This is a genomic window from Streptomyces sp. NPDC029164, assembly GCF_055563995.1.
Genome location: NZ_JBVHWW010000005.1, coordinates 242,213 through 266,843, shown reverse-complemented (window position 1 = coordinate 266,843; position 24,631 = coordinate 242,213). Strand labels below are relative to the sequence as shown.

Annotated in this window: 17 protein-coding genes and 3 pseudogenes; 11 read left to right on the top strand and 9 right to left on the bottom strand. The window is 69.5% G+C overall.

Annotated features, from left to right (window positions below; genetic code table 11):
• Positions 1-53: 53 nt before the first annotated feature.
• The 3 genes from ACZ4VT_RS07625 (at position 54) to ACZ4VT_RS07615 (ending at position 3,521) form a co-directional block, all read left to right on the top strand.
• Positions 54-887 (top strand): TIM barrel protein, encoded by an 834-nt coding sequence (locus tag ACZ4VT_RS07625; RefSeq protein WP_467947534.1) that lies wholly within the window; start codon positions 54-56, stop codon positions 885-887.
• A gap of 75 nt (positions 888-962) precedes the next feature.
• The gene (locus ACZ4VT_RS07620; RefSeq protein WP_467947532.1) at positions 963-1,853 is read left to right on the top strand and encodes a 2-hydroxy-3-oxopropionate reductase; all 891 of its coding nucleotides are present in this window, start codon (positions 963-965) and stop codon (positions 1,851-1,853) included.
• A gap of 210 nt (positions 1,854-2,063) precedes the next feature.
• Complete coding sequence (locus ACZ4VT_RS07615) at positions 2,064-3,521, top strand: catalase (protein ID WP_362813334.1); 1,458 nt, start codon at positions 2,064-2,066, stop codon at positions 3,519-3,521.
• Between the two features lie 429 nt (positions 3,522-3,950).
• On the opposite strand, the gene ACZ4VT_RS07610 is transcribed toward ACZ4VT_RS07615, so the two are convergent.
• The 4 genes and pseudogenes from ACZ4VT_RS07610 to gcl all read right to left on the bottom strand — a co-directional run bounded on the left by ACZ4VT_RS07610 (position 3,951) and on the right by gcl (position 6,885).
• Positions 3,951-4,322: a hypothetical protein gene (locus ACZ4VT_RS07610; RefSeq protein WP_467947530.1), complete on the bottom strand. Its 372-nt coding sequence runs from the start codon at positions 4,320-4,322 to the stop codon at positions 3,951-3,953.
• A pseudogene (locus ACZ4VT_RS07605) lies at positions 4,319-4,495 on the bottom strand (agmatine deiminase family protein); the annotation flags it as partial. The gene ACZ4VT_RS07610 and the pseudogene ACZ4VT_RS07605, both read right to left, overlap by 4 nt.
• 305 nt (positions 4,496-4,800) lie before the next feature.
• Positions 4,801-4,890, bottom strand: a pseudogene (locus ACZ4VT_RS07600) (hypothetical protein); the annotation flags it as partial.
• A gap of 207 nt (positions 4,891-5,097) precedes the next feature.
• Positions 5,098-6,885, bottom strand: coding sequence for a glyoxylate carboligase (gene gcl, locus ACZ4VT_RS07595; protein ID WP_467947529.1), 1,788 nt, complete (start codon positions 6,883-6,885; stop codon positions 5,098-5,100).
• A gap of 266 nt (positions 6,886-7,151) precedes the next feature.
• Between gcl and ACZ4VT_RS07590 the strand changes: the two genes are divergently transcribed.
• Entirely contained in the window at positions 7,152-8,072 is a 921-nt protein-coding gene (locus tag ACZ4VT_RS07590; RefSeq protein WP_467947527.1) for a hypothetical protein, read from the top strand.
• 83 nt (positions 8,073-8,155) lie between these two features.
• Complete coding sequence (locus ACZ4VT_RS07585) at positions 8,156-8,644, top strand: glutathione peroxidase (RefSeq protein ID WP_467947525.1); 489 nt, start codon at positions 8,156-8,158, stop codon at positions 8,642-8,644.
• Positions 8,645-8,695: 51 nt separating this feature from the next.
• Here the strand turns inward: ACZ4VT_RS07585 and ACZ4VT_RS07580 are convergent, their stop codons facing one another.
• Both ACZ4VT_RS07580 and ACZ4VT_RS07575 read right to left on the bottom strand, forming a co-directional pair.
• Complete coding sequence (locus ACZ4VT_RS07580) at positions 8,696-10,387, bottom strand: AMP-binding protein (protein ID WP_467947523.1); 1,692 nt, start codon at positions 10,385-10,387, stop codon at positions 8,696-8,698.
• 149 nt (positions 10,388-10,536) lie between these two features.
• Positions 10,537-11,694 (bottom strand): winged helix DNA-binding domain-containing protein, encoded by a 1,158-nt coding sequence (locus ACZ4VT_RS07575; protein WP_467947521.1) that lies wholly within the window; start codon positions 11,692-11,694, stop codon positions 10,537-10,539.
• Between the two features lie 110 nt (positions 11,695-11,804).
• On the opposite strand from ACZ4VT_RS07575, the pseudogene ACZ4VT_RS07570 reads away from it, so the two are divergent.
• Together ACZ4VT_RS07570 and ACZ4VT_RS07565 are read left to right on the top strand one after the other, a co-directional pair.
• Positions 11,805-12,854 (top strand): annotated as a pseudogene (locus ACZ4VT_RS07570) (magnesium and cobalt transport protein CorA).
• Between the two features lie 441 nt (positions 12,855-13,295).
• Positions 13,296-17,324, top strand: a complete 4,029-nt coding sequence (locus ACZ4VT_RS07565; RefSeq protein WP_467947519.1) for a hypothetical protein — start codon at positions 13,296-13,298, stop codon at positions 17,322-17,324.
• A 26-nt stretch (positions 17,325-17,350) separates the two neighbouring features.
• On the opposite strand, the gene ACZ4VT_RS07560 is transcribed toward ACZ4VT_RS07565, so the two are convergent.
• The 3 genes from ACZ4VT_RS07560 to ACZ4VT_RS07550 all read right to left on the bottom strand — a co-directional run bounded on the left by ACZ4VT_RS07560 (position 17,351) and on the right by ACZ4VT_RS07550 (position 19,441).
• The gene (locus ACZ4VT_RS07560; RefSeq protein ID WP_467947517.1) at positions 17,351-18,628 is read right to left on the bottom strand and encodes a tyrosine-type recombinase/integrase; all 1,278 of its coding nucleotides are present in this window, start codon (positions 18,626-18,628) and stop codon (positions 17,351-17,353) included.
• A gap of 53 nt (positions 18,629-18,681) precedes the next feature.
• Positions 18,682-18,960, bottom strand: a complete 279-nt coding sequence (locus tag ACZ4VT_RS07555) for a helix-turn-helix transcriptional regulator (RefSeq protein ID WP_467947515.1) — start codon at positions 18,958-18,960, stop codon at positions 18,682-18,684.
• Positions 18,961-19,204: 244 nt separating this feature from the next.
• Complete coding sequence (locus tag ACZ4VT_RS07550) at positions 19,205-19,441, bottom strand: helix-turn-helix domain-containing protein (protein ID WP_467947513.1); 237 nt, start codon at positions 19,439-19,441, stop codon at positions 19,205-19,207.
• A 568-nt stretch (positions 19,442-20,009) separates the two neighbouring features.
• On the opposite strand from ACZ4VT_RS07550, the gene ACZ4VT_RS07545 reads away from it, so the two are divergent.
• The 4 genes from ACZ4VT_RS07545 to ACZ4VT_RS07530 all read left to right on the top strand — a co-directional run bounded on the left by ACZ4VT_RS07545 (position 20,010) and on the right by ACZ4VT_RS07530 (position 24,551).
• Positions 20,010-20,930 carry a hypothetical protein gene (locus tag ACZ4VT_RS07545; RefSeq protein ID WP_467947512.1) on the top strand — a complete coding sequence of 307 codons (921 nt, stop codon included), beginning with the start codon at positions 20,010-20,012 and terminating at the stop codon, positions 20,928-20,930.
• A complete protein-coding gene (locus tag ACZ4VT_RS07540; protein WP_467947510.1) occupies positions 20,927-21,625 on the top strand; it encodes an ATP-binding protein in 699 nt (232 codons plus the stop codon). The genes ACZ4VT_RS07545 and ACZ4VT_RS07540 overlap by 4 nt, the downstream gene beginning before the upstream one ends.
• A gap of 833 nt (positions 21,626-22,458) precedes the next feature.
• The gene (locus ACZ4VT_RS07535) at positions 22,459-22,854 is read left to right on the top strand and encodes a plasmid mobilization protein (RefSeq protein ID WP_467947508.1); all 396 of its coding nucleotides are present in this window, start codon (positions 22,459-22,461) and stop codon (positions 22,852-22,854) included.
• Complete coding sequence (locus ACZ4VT_RS07530) at positions 22,851-24,551, top strand: relaxase/mobilization nuclease domain-containing protein (protein WP_467947506.1); 1,701 nt, start codon at positions 22,851-22,853, stop codon at positions 24,549-24,551. The genes ACZ4VT_RS07535 and ACZ4VT_RS07530 overlap by 4 nt, the downstream gene beginning before the upstream one ends.
• Positions 24,552-24,631: the final 80 nt, after the last annotated feature.

Below are 24,631 nucleotides of genomic sequence, written 5' to 3'. Positions count from 1 at the left end.
CTTCCATCAAGCAGAAACTAACTTCCGCAATACGGAAGGAGCGCACACCCCTCATGGGATACACGGACCAGCGCTTCGATGTAAACCTTTCGATCCTCTTCACGGAACTCCCGCTTCTGGAGCGTCCCGCGGCTGCCGCCGCGGCGGGCTTCACGGCGGTCGAGCTGTGGTGGCCCTGGATCGAGACCCCCACCCCCGCACAGGAGGAGCTCGACGCCCTCAAGAAGGCTCTTGAGGACGCCGGCACCCAGCTGGTGGGCCTGAACTTCTACGCCGGCCGGCTGCCGGGCCCGGACCGCGGTGCGGTCTCGGTTCCCGGTGCGGAGTCGGAGCGCTTCAACGCCAACATCAACGTGGCCGCGGACTTCGCGGCCTCGGTCGGCTGCAAGGCGCTGAACGCCCTGTACGGCAACCGCGTCGAAGGCGTGGACCCGGCCGTACAGGACGAGCTCGCGCTGAAGAACCTGGTCGTGGCGGCCCGGGCCGCGGACCGCGTCGGCGCGATCCTCCTGATCGAGACCCTCAACAAGCCCGAGTCGCCGCTCTACCCGCTGGTGAGCGCCCCGGCCGGCATCGAGGTAGTGGACAAGGTGAACGAGGCCACCGGCCTCGGCAACGCCAAGTTCCTGCTCGACCTGTACCACCTGGCGATGAACGATGAGGACCTCTCCGAGGTCATCGAAAAGTACGCCGCCAAGACCGGGCACGTCCAGATCGCGGACAAGCCCGGACGCGGTGCCCCCGGCACCGGCGAGCTGCCCCTCGAGGAGCTGCTCGACCAGCTGAAGAAGGCCGGATACGAGGGCTACGTAGGCCTGGAGTACAAGGCCGCCGACGCTGCCGCGTCCTTCGCATGGCTGCCGGCCGAGGCCCGCGCCGCGAAGTAGGCGGACAAAGTCCAGGCGATCAGCCAGGCACGTCACGAACTTTTCGTACAAAGCATTAAGAGAAGGACCCTCATCATGAGCAACCTCCCCAAGATCGCGTGGATCGGGCTCGGCATCATGGGCTCCCCCATGGCCGAGAACCTCCTGAAGGCCGGCTACTCGGTCACCGGTTTCACCCTGGAGCAGGACAAGCTGGACCGCCTGGCCGCCGCCGGCGGCTCCGCGGCCGGCTCGATCGCCGAGGCCGTCAAGGACGCCGACGTCATCGTCACGATGGTGCCCGCCTCCCCGCAGGTCGAGGCCATCTCCTACGGTGAGAACGGCATCCTCGAGAACGCGAAGTCCGGCGCGCTGATCATCGACATGTCGTCGATCACCCCGCAGACCTCGGTCGACCTCGCGAAGAACGCCGCCGAGAAGGGCATCCGCGTCCTCGACGCCCCGGTGTCCGGCGGCGAGGCCGGCGCCATCGAGGCCGTCCTGTCGATCATGGTGGGTGGCGAGCAGGCCGACTTCGACGCCGCCCTGCCGATCCTCGAGGCGCTCGGCAAGGTCATCGTCCTCTGCGGCCCGCACGGCTCCGGCCAGACGGTGAAGGCCGCCAACCAGCTCATCGTCGCGGTGAACATCCAGGCGTGCGCCGAGGCCGTCGTCTTCCTCGAGAAGTCCGGCGTGAACCTCCAGGCCGCCCTGGACGTCCTCAACGGCGGTCTGGCCGGCTCCACGGTCCTGACCCGCAAGAAGGACAACTTCCTGAACCGCGACTTCAAGCCCGGTTTCCGGATCGACCTGCACCACAAGGACATGGGCATCGTCACCGACGCCGCCCGCAACGTCGGTGCGGCCCTCCCGGTCGGCGCGGTCGTCGCCCAGCTGGTCGCCTCGCTGCGCGCCCAGGGTGACGGCGGCCTGGACCACTCCGCCCTGCTCCGTGCGGTCGAGCGCCTCTCCGGCGCTCAGATCTGAGCACTTCCCCTCTCACAGGGGATCCGAGTCTCCGGATGGCGCCGGTGCTGACACCTGTCCTGTCGCGCCCAAGTGCCGGCGCCGTCCGGATCACCACTCGCCTTTCAACTTCGTTCAACAAACTGTTGACGTTTAGTTGCCGCCGAAATTAGGCTGTTCCGCATGACGGAAGACGCTTTCCGTCAGCAGTTACCCGTACGGAAGGTCACCATGTCGAAGCGCACGCTGACGACCGAGTCCGGCGCCCCGGTCGCCGACAATCAGAACTCCGCCACCGCCGGCGTCGGTGGCCCGCTCCTGGTCCAGGACCAGCAGCTCCTCGAGAAGCTTGCCCGCTTCAACCGTGAGCGCATCCCGGAGCGCGTGGTGCACGCCCGCGGCTCCGCCGCGTACGGGTACTTCGAGGTGACGGACGACGTCACCGCGTACACCAGCGCCGCGTTCCTGAACACGGTCGGCAAGAAGACCGAGACCTTCCTGCGGTTCTCCACCGTCGCCGACTCGCTCGGCGGCGCGGACGCGGTCCGCGACCCGCGCGGCTTCGCGCTCAAGTTCTACACCGAAGAGGGCAACTACGACCTCGTCGGCAACAACACCCCGGTGTTCTTCATCAAGGACCCGATCAAGTTCCCCGACTTCATCCACTCCCAGAAGCGCGACCCCTTCACGGGCAAGCAGGAGCCGGACAACGTCTGGGACTTCTGGGCGCACGCCCCCGAGGCGACGCACCAGATCACCTGGCTGATGGGTGACCGCGGCATCCCGGCGTCGTACCGTCACATGAACGGTTACGGCTCCCACACGTACCAGTGGACGAACGAGCAGGGCGAGGCCTTCTTCGTCAAGTACCACTTCAAGACCAACCAGGGCATCCGGTCCCTGTCGGGCGAGCAGGCCGCCGAGCTCGTCGGCAAGGACGCGAACTCGCACCAGACCGACCTGCTCCAGGCGATCGAGCGCGGTGTGAACCCGAGCTGGACCCTCTACGTCCAGATCATGCCCGCCGCCGAGGCCGCGGACTACCGCTTCAACCCGTTCGACCTCACCAAGGTGTGGCCGCACAGCGACTACCCGCTGCAGCGCGTGGGCCGTCTGGTCCTCGACCGCAACCCGGACAACGTCTTCGCCGAGGTCGAGCAGTCCGCCTTCTCCCCGAACAACTTCGTCCCGGGCATCACCGCCTCGCCGGACAAGATGCTCCAGGGCCGTCTCTTCGCCTACGCCGACGCCCAGCGCTACCGCCTCGGTGTGAACCACACCCTGCTGCCGGTCAACGCCCCGAAGGCGACGAAGGCCGACAACTACGGCCGCGACGGCGTCATGGCGCTGCGCAACGGCTCGCGCCACGACAAGAACTACGAGCCCAACTCGTACCAGGGTCCGGCCGAGACCGGTCTGGCGCTGGGCGCCCCCAAGGCCGTCTCCGGCTACACGGGCACCCACGAGGCCCCGGCCCACACCAAGGACGACGACTTCTTCCAGGCCGGTGAGCTCTACCGCCTGATGTCGGAGGCCGAGAAGCAGCGTCTGGTGGCGAACATCGCCGGCGGCCTGTCTCAGGTCACCCTCGAGGACGTCATCGAGAAGAACCTGGCTCACTTCCACGCCGCGGACGCCGACTACGGCCGCCGCGTCGAGGAGGCCGTGCGCGCCCTGCGCGACGCCTGAGCCGCACAGCTGTACCGGGGGCCTGACGGGAGGTCAGGCCCCGGGTGCTGAGCCCGACCCGTGGACCCGGATGAGGGGTGGTACGCGGCGAGGGCAGGACGAGGACCGTGGCGGGCGTGCGAGCCAGTGCGGTGGTAATGGGTTCCGAGGCCCGTCTCTTGACCTGAGGGAGACGAAGCCGGAGTTCTCGTCGCCGACCGCCACGGTCCCAGCCAAATCCTCTCCGTACAGGGGCTGCGCACAGAGCGCCCTGCACGCGGAGGAACACACCTCCCCAACCGACTCCGCCCGGCGGTGCGAACGTCCTGTCGCGCCAGCCTCGCACCGTCGGGCGGTAACAACCAGAGCGCCGAGTCACGGACGGTCCCGTGACTCGGCGCTTTGTCGTTCCCCCGTTCCGGCCGTCTCCCGGATCCCCCGTTCCGGCCGCTACCCGATGCGCTGTCCGAGGGGCTCGGTGAGCCGGCCGTACAGCTCGGGGCGACGCGTCTGCACCAGGCCGAACTCCAGCCAGTCGCCGCGCTGGTCGAGGTCGAGGTCGGCGACGAGGACGGCGGGGATGTGGCTCTTGCGGGTCCGGGCGTAGTACGGGCTGCGGGTGAGCTCGGGGAGGCAGACCACCTTGGCGCCCTCGGCGGCGGCCAGGGCCACGCCCTCCCGGAGCCGGCCGTCGTGCTCGTGCCCGTCGGCGTACCAGCGCATCTGGACGAGGCCGACGCGCAGGGGGACGCGCTCGGCGGGCTCGGTGCGGGCCGGGGAGCCGAGCGGGGAGCCGTAGGAGGTGAGGAGTGCGTAACTCATGCCGTCAGGTCGTCGCGCCGCGCGGGGAGTTGCCGGGTGATGCAGTGGATGCCGCCGCCGTACGCGAGGACCGGGGTCGGTACGCCGGCCACCGTGCGGCCGGGGAGCGCCGAGGCGAGGACGGCGAGGGCGGCCTCGTCCTCCGGGCCGCCGCTGACGGGGACCACGCAACCGCCGTTGGGGAGGTAGAAGTCGAGGTAGCCGACCTCGACGGGGGCGCCCGCGACCTCCCCGTGGGGTGGTCTGCGGGAGGACGACGATCTCCAGGGCTCGGCCGCGGGCGCCGGTTAAGGCCTCCAGGGCGGCGAGGTTGGCGCGCATCCGGGCGTAGTCGGGGTGGGCGGGGGCCTCGGGGAGGGAGACGACCACCTTGGCGCGGGCGACGTAGGCGAGCCGCGGTGGCCGCGGTGGCCGCGGTGCAGACGGTACGGGCCTCGTCGGCGAGGCCGGGCGCGGCGATCATGATCACGGGCTCGAACGCGGAGATGGCGCGGGCCACCGGGGCGTACTGCTCCTCGGCCGCCTCGAAGGCCGGCCCCCACAAGGTGGCGCGGGTCGGCCAGACCATCTCAGGGAGCGCTGGCTGAGCGACTCCCTGTCCCTGGAGCGGGCCCGGGGGCTGCTGACCGGCGCGGTGGACGCGGAGCTCGGCCCCGTCCCCGCGTAGGGGCCGGTCCCCCGGCCAGGCCCCCGGACGGCCCCCGGACGCGGAACGGCCCCCGCTCCTCCTCCTGTGGGAGGGGCGGGGGCCGCCGTGTACTGCCCGGCGCGCCGATCAGACCTGGAGGGCCTTGATCGCGGTCGGGGCGTGGCCCGGCTCGGTCGCGAGCTCCTCGAACTCGGTGACGTCGCTCATGTCGACCGTCTTGCTCATCGCGATGTTGGTGACGCGCTCCAGGATCGCCTCGACGACGACCGGGACCTGGAACTCCTGGGCCAGCTTCTTGGCCTCCTCGAAGGCCTCGCCCAGCTTGTCCGGGTCGGTGACGCGGATGGCCTTGACGCCCAGGCCCTCGGCGACCTTGACGTGGTCGACACCGTAGACACCCAGCTCGGGGGTGTTGATGTTCTCGAACTCGAGGTTGACCTCGAAGTTGATGCCCAGGCCGCCCTGCGCCTGACGGATCAGACCCAGGTAGGCGTTGTTCACGAGGACGTGGACGTAGGGGACCTTGTGCTGCGCGGCGACCGCGAGCTCCTCGATCATGAACTGGAAGTCGTAGTCGCCCGAGAGCGCGACGATCGGGGTCTCCGGGTCCGCGGTGGCGGCACCGATCGCGGCCGGGATGGTCCAGCCGAGCGGGCCGGCCTGGCCGCAGTTGATCCAGTGGCGCGGGCGGTAGACGTGCAGGAACTGCGCGGCCGCGATCTGGGAGAGGCCGATGGTGGTGACGTAGCGGGTCTCCGGGCCGAAGACCTTGTTCATCTCCTCGTAGACGCGCTGCGGCTTCAGGGGGATGTTGTCGAAGTGCGTACGGCGCTGCAGGGTGGCCTTGCGCTCCTGCGCCGAGGCGGCCCAGGCGGAGAAGTCCGGCAGCTTGCCCTCGGCCTTGAGCTCCTTGGCGATCTCGATGAAGAGCTCCAGCGCGACCTTGGCGTCGGAGGCGATGCCGAAGTCCGGGGCGAAGATCTTGCCGAGCTGGGTGGGCTCGATGTCGACGTGGACGAACTTGCGGCCCTTGGTGTACGCGTCGAGGTTGTAGCCGGTGTGACGGTTGGCCCAGCGGTTGCCGATGCCGAAGACGAAGTCCGACTCCAGGAACGTCGCGTTGCCGTAGCGGTGGGCGGTCTGCACACCGACCATGCCGGCGGCCAGCTCGTGGTCGTCCGGGATGGTGCCCCAGCCCATCAGGGTGGAGATGACCGGGACGCCGGTCAGCTCGGCGAACTCGACCAGCAGGTCGGAGGCGTCGGCGTTGATGATGCCGCCACCGGCGACGATCAGCGGGCGCTCCGACTCCAGCAGGAACTGCAGGGCCTTGGCGGCCTGGGCGCGGCTGGCCTGCGGCTTGTAGACCGGCAGCGGCGTGTAGGTCTCGGGGTCGAACTCGATCTCGGTCAGCTGGACGTCGATCGGCAGGTCGATCAGGACCGGGCCGGGGCGGCCGGAGCGCATCAGGTGGAAGGCCTCCTGGAACACGCCGGGAACCTGCGCGGCCTCCAGGACGGTCGTGGCCTTCTTGGTGACGGGCTTGGCGATCGAGGCGATGTCGACGGCCTGGAAGTCCTCCTTGTGGAGCTTCGAGACCGGAGCCTGACCGGTGATGCACAGGATCGGGATCGAGTCCGCGATCGCGGAGTACAGGCCGGTGATCATGTCGGTGCCGGCCGGGCCCGAGGTACCGATGCACACACCGATGTTGCCCGCCTTGGCCCGCGTGTAGCCCTCGGCCATGTGCGAGGCGCCCTCGACGTGGCGGGCGAGCGTGTGCGCGATCCCGCCCACGTTCTTGAGCTCGCGGTAGAACGGGTTGATCGCAGCACCGGGCACGCCGAACGCTTGTTCGACACCCTCGAGCTTGAGGATCTCAACTGCAGCGGCGGCGGCTGTCATACGAGGCATCAGGTTCTCCTGCGGGTCTGGCGGTCAGGCTTTTCCGTCATCCGGAAGTTTTGTTCTGCTATACGGAACAAGCTAAGCGGCGGCCCCGTCGGCGTCAAGGCGGTAGGGGACCCCGGAACCCACCAAAAGCCGCGTCTCGCTCGGTGAGTTGTACAAATGACCGATCCGGCGACCCGAATCCCCCGGAAATGGCGTGCGCCCTCGCCCCCGCGGTCGCCGGTGGTGGAGCATGGACCTACGCACAGCGACGAGGGGGTCCAGGTCTCATGGCGGAAGCGGTACCGGTGCGCTGCCCGGCGTGCCTGCGCGACAACGGCTACACCGCACCGGTCTTCCCCTGCGCCTGCGGAAGCCCGGTCCATCCCCCGCTGGACCTGGCGGCGCCGCCGGTGCCGCTGACGCATCGCACCTGGTCGGACAGCTGGGTGGCGGTGCGGTGCACGGCCTGCGGGCGGGAGAGCGAGTGGCCGCAGCCCGAGCTGGGCTGCGGTTCGTGCGGGACGGTGGTGCGGATCCCGGTCCACCCGCTGGAGGGCCCGGGCTCCGGAGAAGGGGACGGGGACGAGGCGGCTCAGGGGCGGGCCGGCGGCGGGGTACAGACGGACGGCGCGGCCACGGGGCGGGGCTCGGGTGCGGGCCCGGACGGCCCGGACCGCCGCCGGTCCGGTTCCGGGCCGGATCCGCACGACGGGGGGCCCGATCCGCGCGGCGCGGATGCGGCAGGCCGCCCCGCCGACGGCCGGCCGGCCCAGGTGCCACCGCCACTGCCGCCGCCGCTGCCGCCGGCCACCGCGCTGCCGCGGCCCGCCTTCCGGCCGGTGACCATCCGTACCGCCCGCGACGCGGTGGCCACGGCCGCGCTCTACCTGCGCTGGCTGGGTTTCCAGGACGTACGGCAGCCCGAAGCGCGCCCGATCCCCTCCGCGGCCGTGGACCTCCGGGCTCCGGGGCTGGTCGCCCAGGTGGACCCGACCACCGCGCCGGCCGGGCTGCGGGCGGTGGAATGCGTCTGGCTGAACGGCCTCACCGCTTCCGCGACCAGCGTCTACTTCGCCCTCGCCGGGTACACGGAGGACGCCCGCACCCGCGCGGACGATCTCGGGATACCGCTGTTCGTCATGGACCTCACCGGGATGCCGCAGCCGGTCAACGACCCGGCGGACGAACTGGTCGGATCGGGGGCCTAAGGCGTCGGCATGGCCCGTGGGAGGGGCGCTTAAGCTCGTAGGCGTTACTTGCTTACATCCTTACGCCTGCCGAGGAGAGCCCGATGAGCCTGTACGACATCCCGCTGACCACCCTGTCCGACGAGCCCACGAGCCTCGCGGCGTACAAGGGCAAGGCGATCCTCCTGGTGAACACCGCCTCGCAGTGCGGGCTCACCCCGCAGTACTCGGGACTGGCCCGTCTGCAGTTCAAGTACGAGGAGAAGGGCTTCACGGTCATCGGCGTGCCCTGCAACCAGTTCGGCGAGCAGGAGCCCGGCAACGCCGAGGACATCCAGACCTTCTGCGCGGCCGGCTTCGGCGTCACCTTCCCGATCCTGGAGAAGTCCGAGGTCAACGGCGAGAACCGGCACCCGCTGTATGGGGAGCTGGTGAAGACCCCGGACGCGGAGGGCGCGGCGGGGGACATCCAGTGGAACTTCGAGAAGTTCCTGATCTCCCCCGCCGGTGAGGTCGTCGCGCGCTTCCGTCCGCGTACCGAGCCCGAGGCCCCCGAGGTCATCGCCGCGATCGAGGCGCACCTCCCGGCGTAAGGGCTCGGCTTGCCGTACGGGAGGGCGTACGGAAGGCCGTACGGGCTCGGCTCAGCCCAGGTCGGCCTCGTCGTACTCCCCCGTCGAGCCGGCCGCGGTCAGCTCCCGCAGCTCCACCCGGCGGATCTTGCCGGACACGGTCTTCGGGAGCTCGCCGAACTCGATGCGGCGGATCCTCTTGTACGGGGACAGCACCGCGCGGGAGTGCTCGAACAGCACCCGGGCCGTCTCCGGCCCGGGCTCCCAGCCGCCCGCGAGGGTGACGTACGCCTTCGGGACCGCCAGCCGCAGCTCGTCGGGGGCCGGGACGACGGCGGCCTCGGCCACCGCCTCGTGCTCCAGCAGGGCGCTCTCCAGCTCGAACGGGCTGATCTTGTAGTCGGAGGCCTTGAAGACGTCGTCGGAGCGCCCGACGTAGGTGAGGTACCCGTCGGCGTCGCGCGCGGCGATGTCGCCGGTGCGGTAGAGCCCGTCCGCCATGGCCTCGGCGGTGCGCTCCGGGTCGTCGCGGTAGCCGGTGGTCACCCCGGCGGGCCGGGTGCCCAGGTTCACGCAGAGCTCGCCCTCGTCCGGGGACTCCTTGCCGGTGACGGGGTCCAGCAGGACGATCTCGTAGCCGGGCGCCGGGCGGCCCATGGAGCCGGGCTTGACCGGTACTCCGGGGAAGTTGCCGACCTGGAGGGTGGTCTCGGTCTGGCCGAAGCCGTCGCGGATGGTGATGCCCCAGGCCTCGCGGACCTTGTCGATGACCTCCGGGTTGAGCGGCTCACCGGCGGCGACGGCCTCGCGCGGGGGCCTGGCCAGCCGGGTGAGGTCGGACTGGATCAGCATCCGCCACACGGTGGGCGGGGCGCAGAAGGTGGTCACGCCGTGCCGGTCCATCTCGGCCATCAGCCGCTCGGGGTCGAAGCGGGTGTAGTTGTGGACGAAGACGGTGGCGCCGGCGTTCCACGGGGCGAAGAGGTTGGACCAGGCGTGCTTGGCCCAGCCGGGCGAGGCGATGTTGAGGTGCACGTCGCCGGGGCGCAGCCCGAGCCAGTACATGGTCGAGAGGTGCCCGATGGGGTACGAGGCGTGCGTGTGCTCGACGAGCTTGGGGCGGTCGGTGGTGCCGGAGGTGAAGTACAGCATCAGCGGGTCGGTGGCGAGGGTCTCCCCGTCGGGGGTGAAGGCCGTGTCCGCGCCCTGCAGGTCCGCGAGCCGCCGCCAGCCGGCCGGGATCTGCCGCCCGGCGGCGATCCGGGTGTAGCCGCCCGGCACCTCGTCGAACTTGGCCGTGTCCTCGGCGCGCGCGATGACGTGGCGTACCTGGCCGCGCTCGACGCGGTCGCGCAGGTCGGCCGGGCCGAGCAGGGGGGTGGCGGGGATGACGACGGCGCGCAGTTTCATCGCGCCGAGCATCACCTCCCACAGCTCGCGCTGGTTGCCGAGCATGACGAGGATCCGGTCGCCGGGCGCGACGCCCTGCTCGCGCAGCCAGTTGGCGGCGGCGCCGGAGCGTGCGGACAGCTCGGCGAAGGTGAGCGCCTCACTGGTGCCGTCCTCCTCGACGATGCGCAGGGCGTCGGCTCCGTTCCCGGCGGCGATGTGGTCGAACCAGTCCAGCGCCCAGTTGAAGCGGTGGGGGCGGGGCCAGGTGAATCCGCTGTGGGCGGCCTCGTAGTCACCGCGGCGCTCCAGCAGGAAGTCCCGCGCGGCGAGGAACTGGGCGGTGGCGCTGTTCTGCGTACTTTCGGTCGTCATGGCAGGTATCGTGCCGCGTCCGCTGTACGGACCACCAGTGCGACGCCGGGCGCGAGTTGACCGTTGACGAGGTTCCGGCCACAGTCGGCGAGAACCAGCCGGGACCCTGCCGTTCGCCGGCGTCCGCCGGCGCCCGCCGTCGCCGTCGATCAGCCGCGGGACGTCGCCCCGAAGCGTACGGACGCCACGGCAGCGGACCCGGCCTCGTTCCCGGCCTCGTTCCCGGTCCCGCCCCCGGCCCCGCCCCCGTTCACCATGCCGGCGATCACCCGCTCCCCCTCGGCGACGATCTCCTCCTTCTGTGCCTTCGAGGCCCGGTCGAACAGGTCTACGGTGAGCACCGCCCCCTCCAGCTTCCACAGCCCGGCGACGAACCCGTCGACGAGCAGGGTGCAGTGGGCCTGGTTCCCGGTCCAGGTACGGCCCTTGATCTCGGGCGCGACCACGCGGGTGCGGTCGGCGTGCGAGAGGAGCAGGTTGTCGAACTCCGGCAGGAAGCGGGGCGGCGCCGGGGTGTCCGGGTCGGGGCGGGGCGCGTCGGGGAGGTCGAAGAGCTCGACGCCGTTCTCGTCGCGGAAGACCGCCAGGCCCGGCCGCAGCCGCTCGAAGGCCTCGCGCAGCCGGGTGAGGCCGGCCCAGATCTGCATGTCCTTGACGGAGGCGGGCCCGAAGGCGGCGAGGTAGCGCAGCACGACGTCGTCCACGGGCTGCGGCGCCCCGGCGGGCCGGCCGAGCCAGTTCTCGACGGTGGTGAGCCGGACCTGCCCACTGCTCCCCCACACCCCGCGCGGGGTGACCTGGACCAGCGGCAGCCGGCAGCGCGCGGCGACGGACAGCGACTGCGGGTCGGCCTCGGGCCACTCGCGGAGCAGCTCCTCGCGGATCTCGGCCATGGTGCGCGGCGCGGTCTCGACGAAGGCGCGCGCCCGCCCGGCGAGCCGGTCCAGGTCCACGCCCACGAGCCCCTTCCGGAAGTAGGTGACCTCGCGGTCGCGGGCGGGCTGGACGAGGGGCCGCAGGGTCAGGGCGTCGTGCGCGGTGTGGGTGTGGATGGTGGAGCGCATGGTGACCATCCGGACGACCTCGCGGGACTCCATGAGCCCGGACAGCTCGGCGGGCCGGAAGCCGGCGAGCCGGGCGTGGAGCTGGAAGTAGGGCGGCTTGACGTTCTGCGCCTGCAGTCCGAGCAGGTGGGTGACGGCGCCCTCCGCGGACATCTCGGCGCGGCTGAGCAGCAGTTGGCGGGCGAGCGTGGCACGGTTCAGAGCGCGGGTGCCGAGTACGGGATGCGTCGTCGTGGAGGCCATGACAACAAGCTAACCCCCCTTGCGGACAGCCCCCGTCCGCAACTCCCCGCCGTGCGCACGTAACGTCGTTTCCCCCCGATAGCCTGCCCCTTGCCGGAACGAAACCCGCGATGAACGCACCTCGACCGGAGCTGACCTGCGATGTCGGAGCGCGCAGACCGCCGCAGACCGCCGCGCAGCACCCGCCTTGGCGCCGCGGCACCGCCCCGGCCGCCGCACCCCCGGCCGGGCCACCGGCGGCCCCCCAGCCCGCGCCGCAGGCCGGCACTCCCCCGAACCACCGCAGCGTGATCGACTCGGCCGTCTACCGCGACGGCCGCCGGGTCGCCTCCCCCACCACCCTGGCCGACACCTTCCGGCAGCTGCACGCGCAGCCCGACGGGATGGCCTGGATCGACCTCCACCGGCCCACCCAGCCCGAACTCCACTCCCCCGCCGCGGGGTTCGACCTCCACGAACTCGCCGTCGAGGACGCCCCGGAGGCCCACCAGCGCCCCAAGCTGGAGCTGCTACGGCGACACCCTCTTCGTCGTCCTGCGCGCCGCCCGCCACCTCGACGTCCAAGAGGAGGTCGACTTCAGCGAGCTCCACATCCTCGTCGGCCCCGACGTCCTGATCACGGTCCGCCACGGCGGCACCCCGGACCTCTCCTCCGTCCGCCGCGGCATGGAGGAGAACCCGGCCTCGTCTCACCCGGCCCGGAGGCCACCCTGTACGCCATCCTCGACGCGGTGGTCGAGGGCGTCCAGACCGACATCGACGAGATCGAGACGGAGGTCTCCGCGGCGACCGGCGGTCTCCCGGCGCATCTACGAACTCTCCCGCGAGATGATCGAGTTCCAGAGCGCCACCCGCCCCGTGGTCGGCATGCTCCACGCCCTGATGGCCGGCTTCGCGAAGTACGGCACCTCTCGCAACAACAGAACGCCGAAATGCGCGCCCCGGCCGAAGCCGGCTTCCAACAGAACGAGGAGATCAAGAAGATCTCCTCGTGGGCCGCCATCCTGTTTGCACCCACACTCGTGGGAACCATCTACGGCATGAACTTCGAGGACATGCCAGAGCTGAAGTGGGCAGGCGGCTACCCCTTCGCGATCCTGCTGATGGCGGTCGTCTGCGTCAGCCTGTACGTCATCTTCAAGAAGCGCGACTGGCTGTAGACGGCGGGCAAGAGCCTCTGGTCGAGTTCGCTACAGCGAACGTCTCCGAGAGGCCAATCCGGGGCCCTGGGGAGAATCTGGGGAGAATGCGCGGTGCCAGGGAGCAAGCCGTGCCCCTCCCACCTGCTGCTCCACGCGTTCCGTGCGCTTCAGCTTGAGTCGGACAGCCGTCGTTGACCGTCACCGAGAGTGCCGGCGAACACCACGCCAGCGCTTCCCTGGGAGCTGCCGACCGGCCCGCAGAACATCCACCACACTGGCGTGCCCTGGACCACCCCCACCAGCTCCTGCGAGTGTCGAGCCACCACTGGTAATTCGGCTCCCGTCGCCCCTGGGCAGCGCGAAAACAAGGAACCGTTGAGGAAGCTCCTCAGCGACCGTCTCGGAGACTTCGTGCTGGTAAGCCATACGGCTGCCCAACGGGCCTGCAATGCTTCTCGGATGACCAGCAAGAGCAGGGGGCGTAGCAAGCGGGTCCAGCCCCCCGTGCCCGTGCAGCAGAGCGAACCGAACAGCGGACCTGGCGAGGCTTTGTGGGTGTCGACGCGTTCGGGAGCACGCGCCGGCCGTGGGTTCCACTATCAAGACGCTGTGGGGGCGTGGCTGTGCGGCCGTGTTCTGTCCGGTGCCCTCGACTCCGATCGCATCGTCCCGGAGGGCCTGGAAGACCTCTCGTGTGATGGACCGACACCCTGGCACGTCCAGGTGAAGTCCCGCCAGGAACGGATCGGCGACTTCACCGCACCCGAGGTCGCCGAGCACCTCGTCGCCATGGCCCTGGCGCACGCGAAGCGTGTACAGGCTCGACTGGAGGGTCGGCCCCTTCTTGTCCTCGAGCGGCCGGTTGAAGGGGAATGGTTCACCCAGTGGGGCGACCCCTTGAGCGACCTGCCGCGAGGCCACCGGTTGCTACAGGCATTCAACGCGAAGGCCGCGAAGGCCGGCCTGACCAAAGATGAAATCGACGCATGGTGCAATGCCGCCAGTCTCTACGTCTTGCCATGGCGTGCCGCCGCCGACGACACCCGCACCGCTGTAGCCCATCGGCTCGGGCTGCTGCCGGTAGCTGCGGAGGCAGTCGTGCTGGCCCTGCGCAGCGCCGTCGCAAGACGGGCCGATGCCAACGCTGAGACGACCCTGTCGGGAGCGGCAGGACTAAGTCGAACGAACATTGCAGGGATTGCGACCGAGGTCGCGCAAACCATCGACCGTGCATCGCTGGAGGAGGCACTGACCACGGGCCTCTGCGAGCCTGTCGACTTCGACCGGCCGCTCCAGGCCGCCGGCTTCCACGAAGGCGTCAACGTGCAGCCCGGCCACATCACTGCCGGGCTTCCGGCCCCCAGGCCTGTCCTGACCGGGCGGGTGGCGGATGCGATCCATCGGGGGCAGAGCGTCCTCGTGACCGGCCCGTCGGGCATCGGCAAGTCCGCCGTGATGTGGACGGCTGCCTACGTGACCAGACACGTGCTCTGGTACCGCATCAGGCGGCTCCAGCCGGACGACGCCGTCCCGCTCGTAAGGCTGGCGAAGGCGTTGCAACCCTCGGCCCGCTCTCCAGTCGGATTCGTCGTGGACGGCATCGGTATCGGAGCGGCCGAGGCATGGGATGTCCTCTACCGCGAGCTCGCCCCGATCCCCGGTGTCCTGCTCCTGGGCTCGGTCCGGAGCGAGGACCTTCTGCCCCTCCGAAGCCGAGTCGACTGTACCCAGATCGAGGTCACCCTCGATGAGGAGGTCGCCGAGCAGATCCACGCCGGGTTGTCGGCCACCGGCACCACGGCTGCCGCGCACTGGCGGGAAGCGTACGACGCGGCAAACGGACTGACCCTGGAATTCACGCACCTACTCACCCGCGGACGAAGGCTCTCGGATGTCCTGTCAGAGCAGGTCGAGCGGCGCGTTGCCGAAGGACGCCAGACAGAGATCGAGATCCTGGCCAGGATCTCGATCGCCCACCAGTGGGGCGTCGACCTGCCCGTACGGGCACTTCAGCAACAGCTGGGCCTTGAAGACACGGACCTTCGCACGGCGTTGTCCCGCCTGGCCGATGAACATCTCGTCCACGAACGGCGGGGACTCCTGTCCGGGCTGCACCAGCTGCGCTCGGCGCATCTGGCCGACGCCGTACACGCGATTCCGCCGCCGATCTTGGACGAGACCGTCCTCGCGGTGATGCGCATGCTGGTGGACTCACAGCTTCAGCCGTTCATCGCCGGTGTCCTCACCGAACACCCCGCGATGGATCCCGTCGTACTGGACCAGATCATGGTCGAACTCCGTCGGCGCCCCTCCGTAAAGGCGACCACCGGCGTTCTGCAGGCTCTTCGGCTGGTCGACGTCAACCGCACTGCGGCCAACTGGCTCCGGACCCTCGACCGACACCGGATCCCGCCCGCGTTGCGCCGCACCACCCTTCAGTTCGCGCTCGTGGACGGGGACCTGCTGCCGCAGCTCAAACCCGAGATCGCCGCGGCCATCACCGAGATCCGAGCGGCGGATACCTCCAGTTCGCCGCTGCGCGACGCGCTCGTGGAACGGCTCGGCAAAGCAGCGATCAGTCTCCTCCTGTCCCAGTGCGGGGAGCCCGTCGAATCCCAGCGGTTGCTCGCCGTCCTTGCCGGGACTGGCCTGGATCTGGCGGGTGGGCCGAAGGTGCTCGCCGATTCGCCATTCGGGCAGCTACTCGCCGGCGCACCGGTCGATCTCCTGGGGGACATCCTCTCCACAGCCCGGACCACATCGGTGGCCCTGGCCGAAGAGCTCTTGCAACTCGCAGGCGGGGAGGAGCGTGTGCTGGGCAGCATCGTGGCCCGTTCACCGTGGGTCACTGAGGCGTCCATCGTCGATCGCGAAGGGAGCCGGGTCGCATACGCCCGTCTCCTCCACGTATCGGACCAGGCACGACCGGACGCCGACCAGGAGGTCAGGGAGCTCGGGCGGATGCTGCTGCGCTGCCTTCCACAGTGCGAGAGTGTCGACATCCAAAATCTGCTACCCGGTGGGCTGCCCCTGACCATTGGTGACTTCACCAGCGGGGTCAGCCTTCTGAAGCGGCAAAACGACAGATCGCCCGCCGCGGTGGCGTGGACTCGCACCCGCACACTTATCGGCGCAACGGTGGCTGGCCACACCGACTGGACCACCCGAGCCGCGACCGCAGCCTCCTCACTCCCCGTGCTCCACCAATACCTGACGGATCTGACCCAAGCCTGGTGCGTCGGTCGCGGTCGACCCAAAGACGCCGAAGGCCTACGCACGACGCAGGCAGCGCTCCAGGACTGGGCCGCGTCACTCACGCTCCCCGTCGACGCTTCGTTCCTGTCCACGCTGCCCGTCGGTGACGACGTTCCAGGAGGTGGAAGCGACCACCTGCAACACCTGGTGAACGGGATCGCCGAGAACCTCACGCGAAGGCTCGCCGACCCCAACGGGTATGCAGCGCTCGCCAGCTACGTCGGCGACAGCCTGCCAAGCCTCGCCATGCAGGTGCGGGATGAGGAGCGCTGGCACCTCATCGGCCAGGATCCTCCGAACGTCCTCGATCACCTCGTGAGGAACCTCGCCGACTTGCATGCCGTTCTGGCCGAACTCGCCTGGGGCACCCTCGGACCCAAGAAGCTCACGGCCGCGGCGCGATCAGGACCCTCCGCGCAGGCACTCACTCGGGCAGCAGACCTTGCCCGCCGAGCCGCCGGCGCACGAGCAGACGCCCTGCCCCTGAAACTCCAGTCCAACGCCAGGGCCGCAGGGATCCGCGTCAGCGTGTACACCAGACCCGTCTCAGATCCGGACTCAACGGAGTGGCCTGCCGCGGAACTTGCGGTGGGCGTGGAGCTCGCCGAACTCACTCAGTGGCCGACGGCAGTGGAACAGCTGTGCTCGCTGCTGAAGCACGATCCCGGCTCCCAGGGCAGCCGTAGGGCCGTCCTGCTCGTTCCCTTTGTGGACGGCAAGCCAGTCAGGCTCATGGCGCAACAGCTTCAGACGACCCTATGGCCGGGAACCGGTCTCTTCGACGCTTGGAGCACCGAGCTTCCTGAAGGGCACCCGACCCCGCTCACCGACGCTGCCATCGACGCCCACCAGGCCCTCCAGTGCCTCTCCGGGCTGGCTCACCTCGCGACGCTCAGGGACACAGACGCGAGGCACCAGAACACCGCCGACGAGGCGGTGGCGCACTTCCAGCAGGCACGCCGGGTGATCACGGGACTCCACCAGGGGGATCCGGTCATCGCTGTGATCCTCGACTTCCTCGACACCCTCGCTCGTCGGGTGGAGACCGAGATAGCCGAGGGCCCAGCCATCCGGGACTCTGGCGTGGCGAACCTCGCTAGTGCCATCGCCCAAGGAGCGACTGATCATCCAACAGAGGACTACCTGCAGTTGGACGGCATGACGGCCATCACCCTGCAATGGGACCTCGACCCTGACCATGCGGCGCGTCTCCTCGCTGTGACCGACTGTTGAAGGCATCGGCGGGTCGAGGTGGTTCGTCACGCTTCGGTGAGACCGGTAGTGCTCTGGTGGGACGAGACGAGGCCCTCGGGTACGTACTCGGGCACCGTGCCGAGCAGTGCGTCGATGGCCGCGCGGCCCTTGCCTCCGGCCTCCGGCATGAAGTGGGCATAGTGGTCCAGGGTGATGGTCGGACTTGAGTGACCGATCCACCGGGCGAGCGTGACGATGGACTCGCCCGCTTCGAGGAGGATCGAGGCGTAAGTGTGCCGGAGCACGTGGAATCCGTCCTTGCGTGAAGCCTTCCACCGCGCACCCTTCTCCCGTACGGGAATGACTCCGGCCGCAGCGAGGGCCGGCTTCCAGGCCTCGTCGTTGAAGATGTTGGCGCGGATGGCGTTGCCGTACGTCGTCGTGAGGACGAGCGGGAAGCTCCGCTTCTCCCGGTCGGGCTCCGGTCCGCCCCAGGGGAGCTCGACGTCGACCGCCGGATGGTCGAGGAAGTACGCGGCCAGTTCCGTGGCCACCGACCGGGGCATGTCGACGATGCGCGTCTTGCCGCCCTTGGGTAGGGCGAAGTAGAGGCGCCCGGAGAGAAGTTGCACCTGCCTGCGCACTCGGATGACGCCGCGTTCGAAGTCGATGTCCTTCGGCGACAGCCCGAACACCTCTCCCTGGCGCAGCCCACACCCCAGCGCGACGACGACCGCGATCCGATATCGAGGACTGATCACGTCCCGCACCCGCTGCGCCGTTGCCAGCGGCCACGCGTCACGATCCTCGTCGGGGGCCTTCGGCCAACGCACCGTCTTGGCCCGCATCGGGTTGCGGACGAGGCGCTTGTCGTCGATCGCGGTCTCGAAGATGTTCGACAGCGAGGTCAGGATCTGCCGGGCGTACCGCGGAGAGCACTCGCCTTCGAGCGTGGCGATGTAGCCGCGCAGGACGGTCGCCGACACGTCGCGCAGCGCCACCGCACCGAGGTGCGGAAGGATGTGGAGTCGTACACGCTCGTCAACTCGTTTGACCGTGCCGGGCGCGCCGCGAACGCCGGCGCGCCAGTGGCGCGTGACGAAGTCCGTCAAGGTGATGGAGCCGTCGCGCGGGTCGACGAACTCGCCTCGTTCGCTGTCGGTGCCAGACCGCCGGAGCCACCCCTTGGCGTCCTCCAGCACGTCGAACGACATGTCCCGGACGCCCGGGATTCCAGCGACACGATATCGAGACCCCTTGCCGTAACGGGTCGTACGCTCACGCTTCCCGGTGACGGGATCCTTCTTCTTTTTGATCCAACGGTCTTCGATATAGCCAGCCAAAGAATTCCTCGGGGTAAGGGTTGAGCGTAGGGAGGTAAGGCCGGGTAGATCGGTCAGGCCGTGGCCGGGTACCCGGCGCGGCGCTGCGGGGCGGCATTCACCGGACTTAGGGACGTATTACTGCGGGAGTCCACCTGCTCCTGTTCCCGGATCCACTCGTCAAGCGTTTCGATCCGGTACATCACACGTCCGCTCCGCCCCATCCGAAAACTCGGCGGACCTTGGCGACGGTGCCGCCACACGTAAAGGGTGCAGGGCGACAGCCCCAGGTATTCGGCAGCTTCACGGACGTTCAGAAAGCCCCTCCCCAGCGGCGACACACGGGGAGACATAGGGGCATTCGCCAGCACTTCACTGCCACAAGCAACACTTCGCACGTATCGAACCTTCGGGGTCTTCCGTCGGCAACCTGCAGCGACGGACATCGGGCATGACGAGTCCGCCCCGCTTGCTGTCAGGCAGGTGGAGCGGACTACTTCTATGGTCTGGAGAATCCCCGGTTTGGCTGACCGGGGATCGTCGGGTATAAGCCGGGGCGACGTCACCACGCACCCGCCCGGACCCCTACGTCGCGGGCTAGAGCAGGGCGAGTGGGGAGCCGAGGGCGGCCGCAATGGCGTCGAGGTCATCCACGTCGCAGCGCCGGCGGGTGCGTTCGATGCGGGACAGCATGGTGTTGGTCATGGGGTGGCCGAGCTCGGTGACATGGGCAGCGAGCTCTCGCTGGGCGAATCCGCGCGAGGTACGCAGCCGCTCGATGGCGTGGGCGGTCCGTTCTCCGGCGGGACCGATTTCCGTAGCCCTTCGGGGCATGCGTCTGTTGTAGCTCGGGTTCCCGGGTTCTCGTAATCACGGAAGCCCAGACATGGGACTTTGGGGCTCGTTTCACCGAGAACGAACTGATGATTCCCGCATAGGCAGCCATTGCGGAACTACGACCCATCTCGGACCACAGAGGTGCGCACACCATCAGGGGCTCCGGGCGGCGGAAACATAGATCGCCTCACCTACCCCGGTCAATGGATTTCGGGGTGCGATCTTCGCCGCTCTCCCCACACCGTCGACTTTTTGGCCAACCGGGGATTCGCCCCTACTGTGAAGACGTTCGCGATCAGCGATGCGCTCTGACGCTTTTCGAGTGCGGATACGCTGGACTTGCGCGGGCTGGGTGTGGCTGTCTTGGCTAAGCACCCCTGACAAAAGAATCGGCTCCCGGCGTTGCAGCGCCGAGAGCCGATGGGAGCCCCTTGTCCAAACCGCCCACTCCTGAACGGATCTGAGGAACGTCTATGCCCCACAGTACGGCCGAAGCAGCCGTCCGCACACCCGCGCCCACCCTGGCGTCGCCGTCCCAGCAGCAGACGAAGGCGGGGCGATAGGCGTGGCACGCATCCGCACCATCAAGCCGGAAGCCTTCAGCTCCGAATCGCTGGCCGCCGTCAGCATCACCGCGGAGCGGACGTTCTTCGGCCTGCTCACCCAGGCCGACGACCACGGCCGGTTCCGTGACCAGTCCGCCGTCATTGCAGTCCTCTTGTGGTCCCTGCGACCCGAACACGGCCCGATCGAGGTCGAGGACGACCTCACCCAGCTCGCCGGCAACGGACTGATCTGCCGGTACGAGGGCGAGGACGGCAAGCGGTACCTGCACATCGTGACCTTCTCCAAGCATCAGAAGGTCAACCGCCCCAGCGGTGTCCGACACCCGAACTGCCCCTACCACGACGGCGGCCGGGTACCCCTGGCTTCACCACTGGCACAAGGAGGGCTCCGTGAGGGGTCCGTGCACCATCCTGCACCCGTCCCGGAGCTCGCACCCGCACCTCCTGCCACTTCACTGATCCCCGTATCCGCAGGTCAGGGCGGATTCAGTGAGCCGTCCGTGCAGCATCAGGGGGAGGTGCCGGAGCCAGCGCCGAACCCTCACGGTCCGGATCTAGGACCTAGGATCATGGATCTAGGATCTCCGTTGGGAGGCGCGAGCGCCCCCGCCACACCCCAGACCGCAACGGCCCAACAACTGGTCGCCGAGTACGCCGCCGCGTGCGGGAAGCGCCCTCCGGAGAGGGTCCTGGGCCATGTCGGCCGGGAGATCAGCAAGTTGCTGCACGAAGGCATCGACCCGGACCACATCCGAGCCGGGGTCGACCGCATGCGCCTCAAGAGCCTCTACCCGAGCCTGCTGCCCAGCCTGGTCAACGAGGCCATGAACCCGCCGCAGGCCGCTGCTGGCACCCGCCGAGCCCCTCAGCCGTACACCAATCCCGTTGACGCCGAAGCCGCTTACGGAGGCCAGCTGTGACCACTGCGACCCGCGAACCCCAGCGTGCCGGCGCCCTGGCAGCCCGTATGCAGGCGATCCTCGCCGCCAAGGGCATCGACCCCGACGCCGCCCCCGCCGGGCCCACGGTGGAGCCGGTGACCGCCCTGGAACTCGCCGACCGTCGCATCCCGCCCCGCTACCGCGAAGCACTCGCCACCCAACCCGAAGTCCTGGGCTGGGTGGAGGCGGTCACCCACGCCGGACGGAACGGACCGGCCGGGATCCGGGGCATCGCCTACGGCCCCTCGCTGCTGATCGCCGGGCCCACCGGCATCGGCAAGACCCACCAGGCGTACGGAGCCGTCCGCTCGCTGCTGGCCGCCGGAGTCCGCCTGCGCTGGCAGGCGGTCACCTCCGCCGACCTCTACGCCCAGCTCCGGCCCCGGCCCAACCACGACTCCGAGCGGGAGATCCAAGAGCTCGGCCGGTGCCCACTGCTGATCCTGGACGACCTCGGCGCGGCCAAGCAGTCCGAGTGGACCGAGGAGCTGACGTACCGGCTGATCAACCGCCGCTACACCGAGATGCTCCCGACCCTGATCACCACCAACCTGCCGATCGCGGAACTCCGCAACGCAGTCGGGGACCGCGTCGCCTCCCGCCTGGCAGAGATGACCACCCGCGTCATCCTCACCGGCCCGGACCGTCGGCGCGCCCAGCCGTCGGGCTCCTGACCACCACGGTCCCCATCATCGTGGGGCCCGAACCACTGACCCTAGCCGTTCGGGGACCGTCCCCACCCCGGTCCCGGTCCCGTCCCCATCACGGTCCCCAACCCGGTCCCGGTCCCCAAACTAGCCCCGGTCCCGCCTGACAGCGCCCTCCCCCAGGAGGGGACCGACAGCAGTCGATCGGGGACCGTCCCCTGATTGCACTGCGCGCGCCGGGCAGCACGGGGACCGGTCCCCACTCTGTTTCCGCAGGTCACCCCCGCCTGCCATCTCCCGACTCAGTGGGGACCGTCCCCACGGTCCCCACCATCCGGGACCGCCCTGCGGCAGTTCGGGGACCACCAGGTCACCACGTCGGGGACCGTCCCCACCCACCACTACGGGGACCGAGACGGGACCGGTCCCCCACGCCCCTTGCGCTGGGGTCCGAACGCCTCCCCGAAACAGGGACCGTCCCCGCCCGGTCCCCGGACAGCACCGGCAGCGTCTCGCGTCACGAGCGAGCGGTCCCCAACCGGTCGACCCCGCCCAACAGCCCCTTCACACGACCAGCCTCTACCTCTTCAAGGACACGCATGCTCAACCCACCGCACGACCGTCCCAGCCACGACGAGCACATGCCCTCGCTTCCAGCCTCAGGAGGAGCAAGTTGTACCCAGAGCATTGCTCCCGTCGGGAGCAATGCTCAGGGCTCCCCCGCCCCAGGGGTGGCGGGAACGGACCGGCACCAGGGGGCGCCGGTCCTTCGGGACGCGGCCGGACCACACCACGAATCGGAGGGACAGCACACCTGCCACACCCCCCGCTGCACGTACACCGCCCCAACGACATCGCACGTGCGCCAGCGTGAACGCCTGTCCGCCGAGAAGAAGCGCGTGCACCAGCCCAGCTGCCGCATGAACGACGATGAATTCCAGCTCCTCACCCACGCCACGTCTGCCTGCCACATGAGCATCGCCGGCTTCCTCGCCCACTCTGCCCTGAAGGCCGCACGCGACGTCGAACACACCGAAGCCGAGATCGCCACCCATCGGGAGATGGCCAGAGAGCTGTTCGCGGTGCGCAGGGCCCTCGGCCAGATCGGCAACAACCTCAACCAGGTCGCCACCGTCCTGAACTCCGGCGCCGACGCCCCGCACGCCAAGGCGGTCCTCGACGCCGTCCAACGGACCGCCGAGCGCGTGGAGGACTTCACCCAGCGCTACTTGGAGACGGAGACCCCCGCCGGATGATCCCCCGCGTCCACAAGATGGGCACCCGCACGATCGGCCTGATCCGCTACCTCTACGGCCCCGGCACCCACGAGGAACACACCGACCCGCACCTCGTGGCAGCCTGGGACAGCCTCGTCCCCGACCCCGGGCGCAACCCGAAAGCCACTTACGCGGACCTGCAAAGGCTCCTCGATCAGCCCGTCGAAGCCCTGCCCAAGTCACGGCGCCCCACGGAGCACGTGTGGCACTTGTCAGTACGTGCCGCGCCCGAGGACCCGATCCTCACCGACGAACAGTGGGGCGACATCGCCCGCCGCATGGTCGCCGCCACCGGCATAGCCCCCGAGAGCGACACCGCCGCCTGCCGATGGGCAGCCGTCCGCCACGCCGACGACCACATCCACATCATCGCCACCACCGTCCGCGAAGACGGCCGCCGGCCCCGCCGCCACAACGAAGCCAAACGCTCCCAGGCCGAAGCCCGTCTCATCGAGGCCGACTACGGCCTGCGCCACCTCAACACCGGCGACGGAACCGCAGCCCAGCGCCCCACCAGCGCCGAACGCCACAAAGCCGAACGCCACCAGCGGGAACGCACCCCGAGGGAGGAACTGCGCGAGAGCGTCCGACGCGCGGCGGCCGGTGCCCGGAGCGAAGAGGAGTTCTTCGGCCGCCTCACCCATGCCGGTCTCCTCGTAAAGCGACGCGTGGCACCGTCCGGGGACCTCCTCGGCTACACCATGGCCCTGCCCGACGACCGAAACAAGCACGGCGAGCCCGTCTTCTACTCGGGATCCAAGCTCGCCCCCGACCTCTCCCTGCCCCGCATCCGCGAACGCTGGACCCCGCCGGCAGAACCCTCCTCGGACGAGGGCGTCTCACCGGAGCAGCCCGTTCTCCCGCCGGTGACCGGCCCGGCGTACGCCCGCCGCCGCGCCACCACGGCGACCTGGCAGGCACTGCTGCTCATCGAGCACGGCGACGACGGCACGGCAGCAGCCCAGATCGCCGCTGCCGGCGAGGTCCTCGACGCGCTCGCCGAGACCTCCGCCGCCCACACCCGACGAGAACTCCGGGATGCAGCCTTGGCGTTCGAGCGGGCCTCGCGCTCCCACGTCCGCGCCGTACGCGGGCACGACCACGCCCTGCGCCAGGCCGCGCACGACCTCGTCCACAGCGGACCCGCCCTCGGCCGCGGAGAGGACGGCGCCACCACCGCCATGCTCATCGACACCACGTTCTTCCTCGTCACCGCGGCGGCGAACTGGCACGCCAAGAAACACCACGCCCAGCAAGCCGAAGCCGCCCACCAAGCCGCCGAACACCTGCGCGCCGCCTACGAGATCGCGGCAGCCCAGCCGATGTCCGTGCTCCACCAGCGAGGCCGCTCCCTGCCACTGCAGCGACGACAGGCAGCCGTCCTACGCCAGACGCTGCCCGAGATTGCCGAACAAGTTCTGGCCGAGCCGGGCTGGCCCGCCCTGGCGGCCACACTCGCCGATACCCAGGCCGCAGGCCACAACCCAGCCCACCTCCTCGCAGAAGCCACGCGGCATCGGGAGCTGGACAGCGCCACCTCCGTCAGCGACGTCCTCGTCTGGCGTCTCCGCCGTCTCGCGCACCTGCCTGCTGATCCCGCAGCATCACTCCCCCGGCACGCGGCGACCACACAACCGGCTCTGAAGGCCGCGAACAACGCCTCCCGCCGGCGCTGACGCAAGGACGTGTCCGTCCCTACATAGCCGACGATCCCCGGTCAGCCAAACCGGGGATTTTCCGGAGCATTGAAAACATC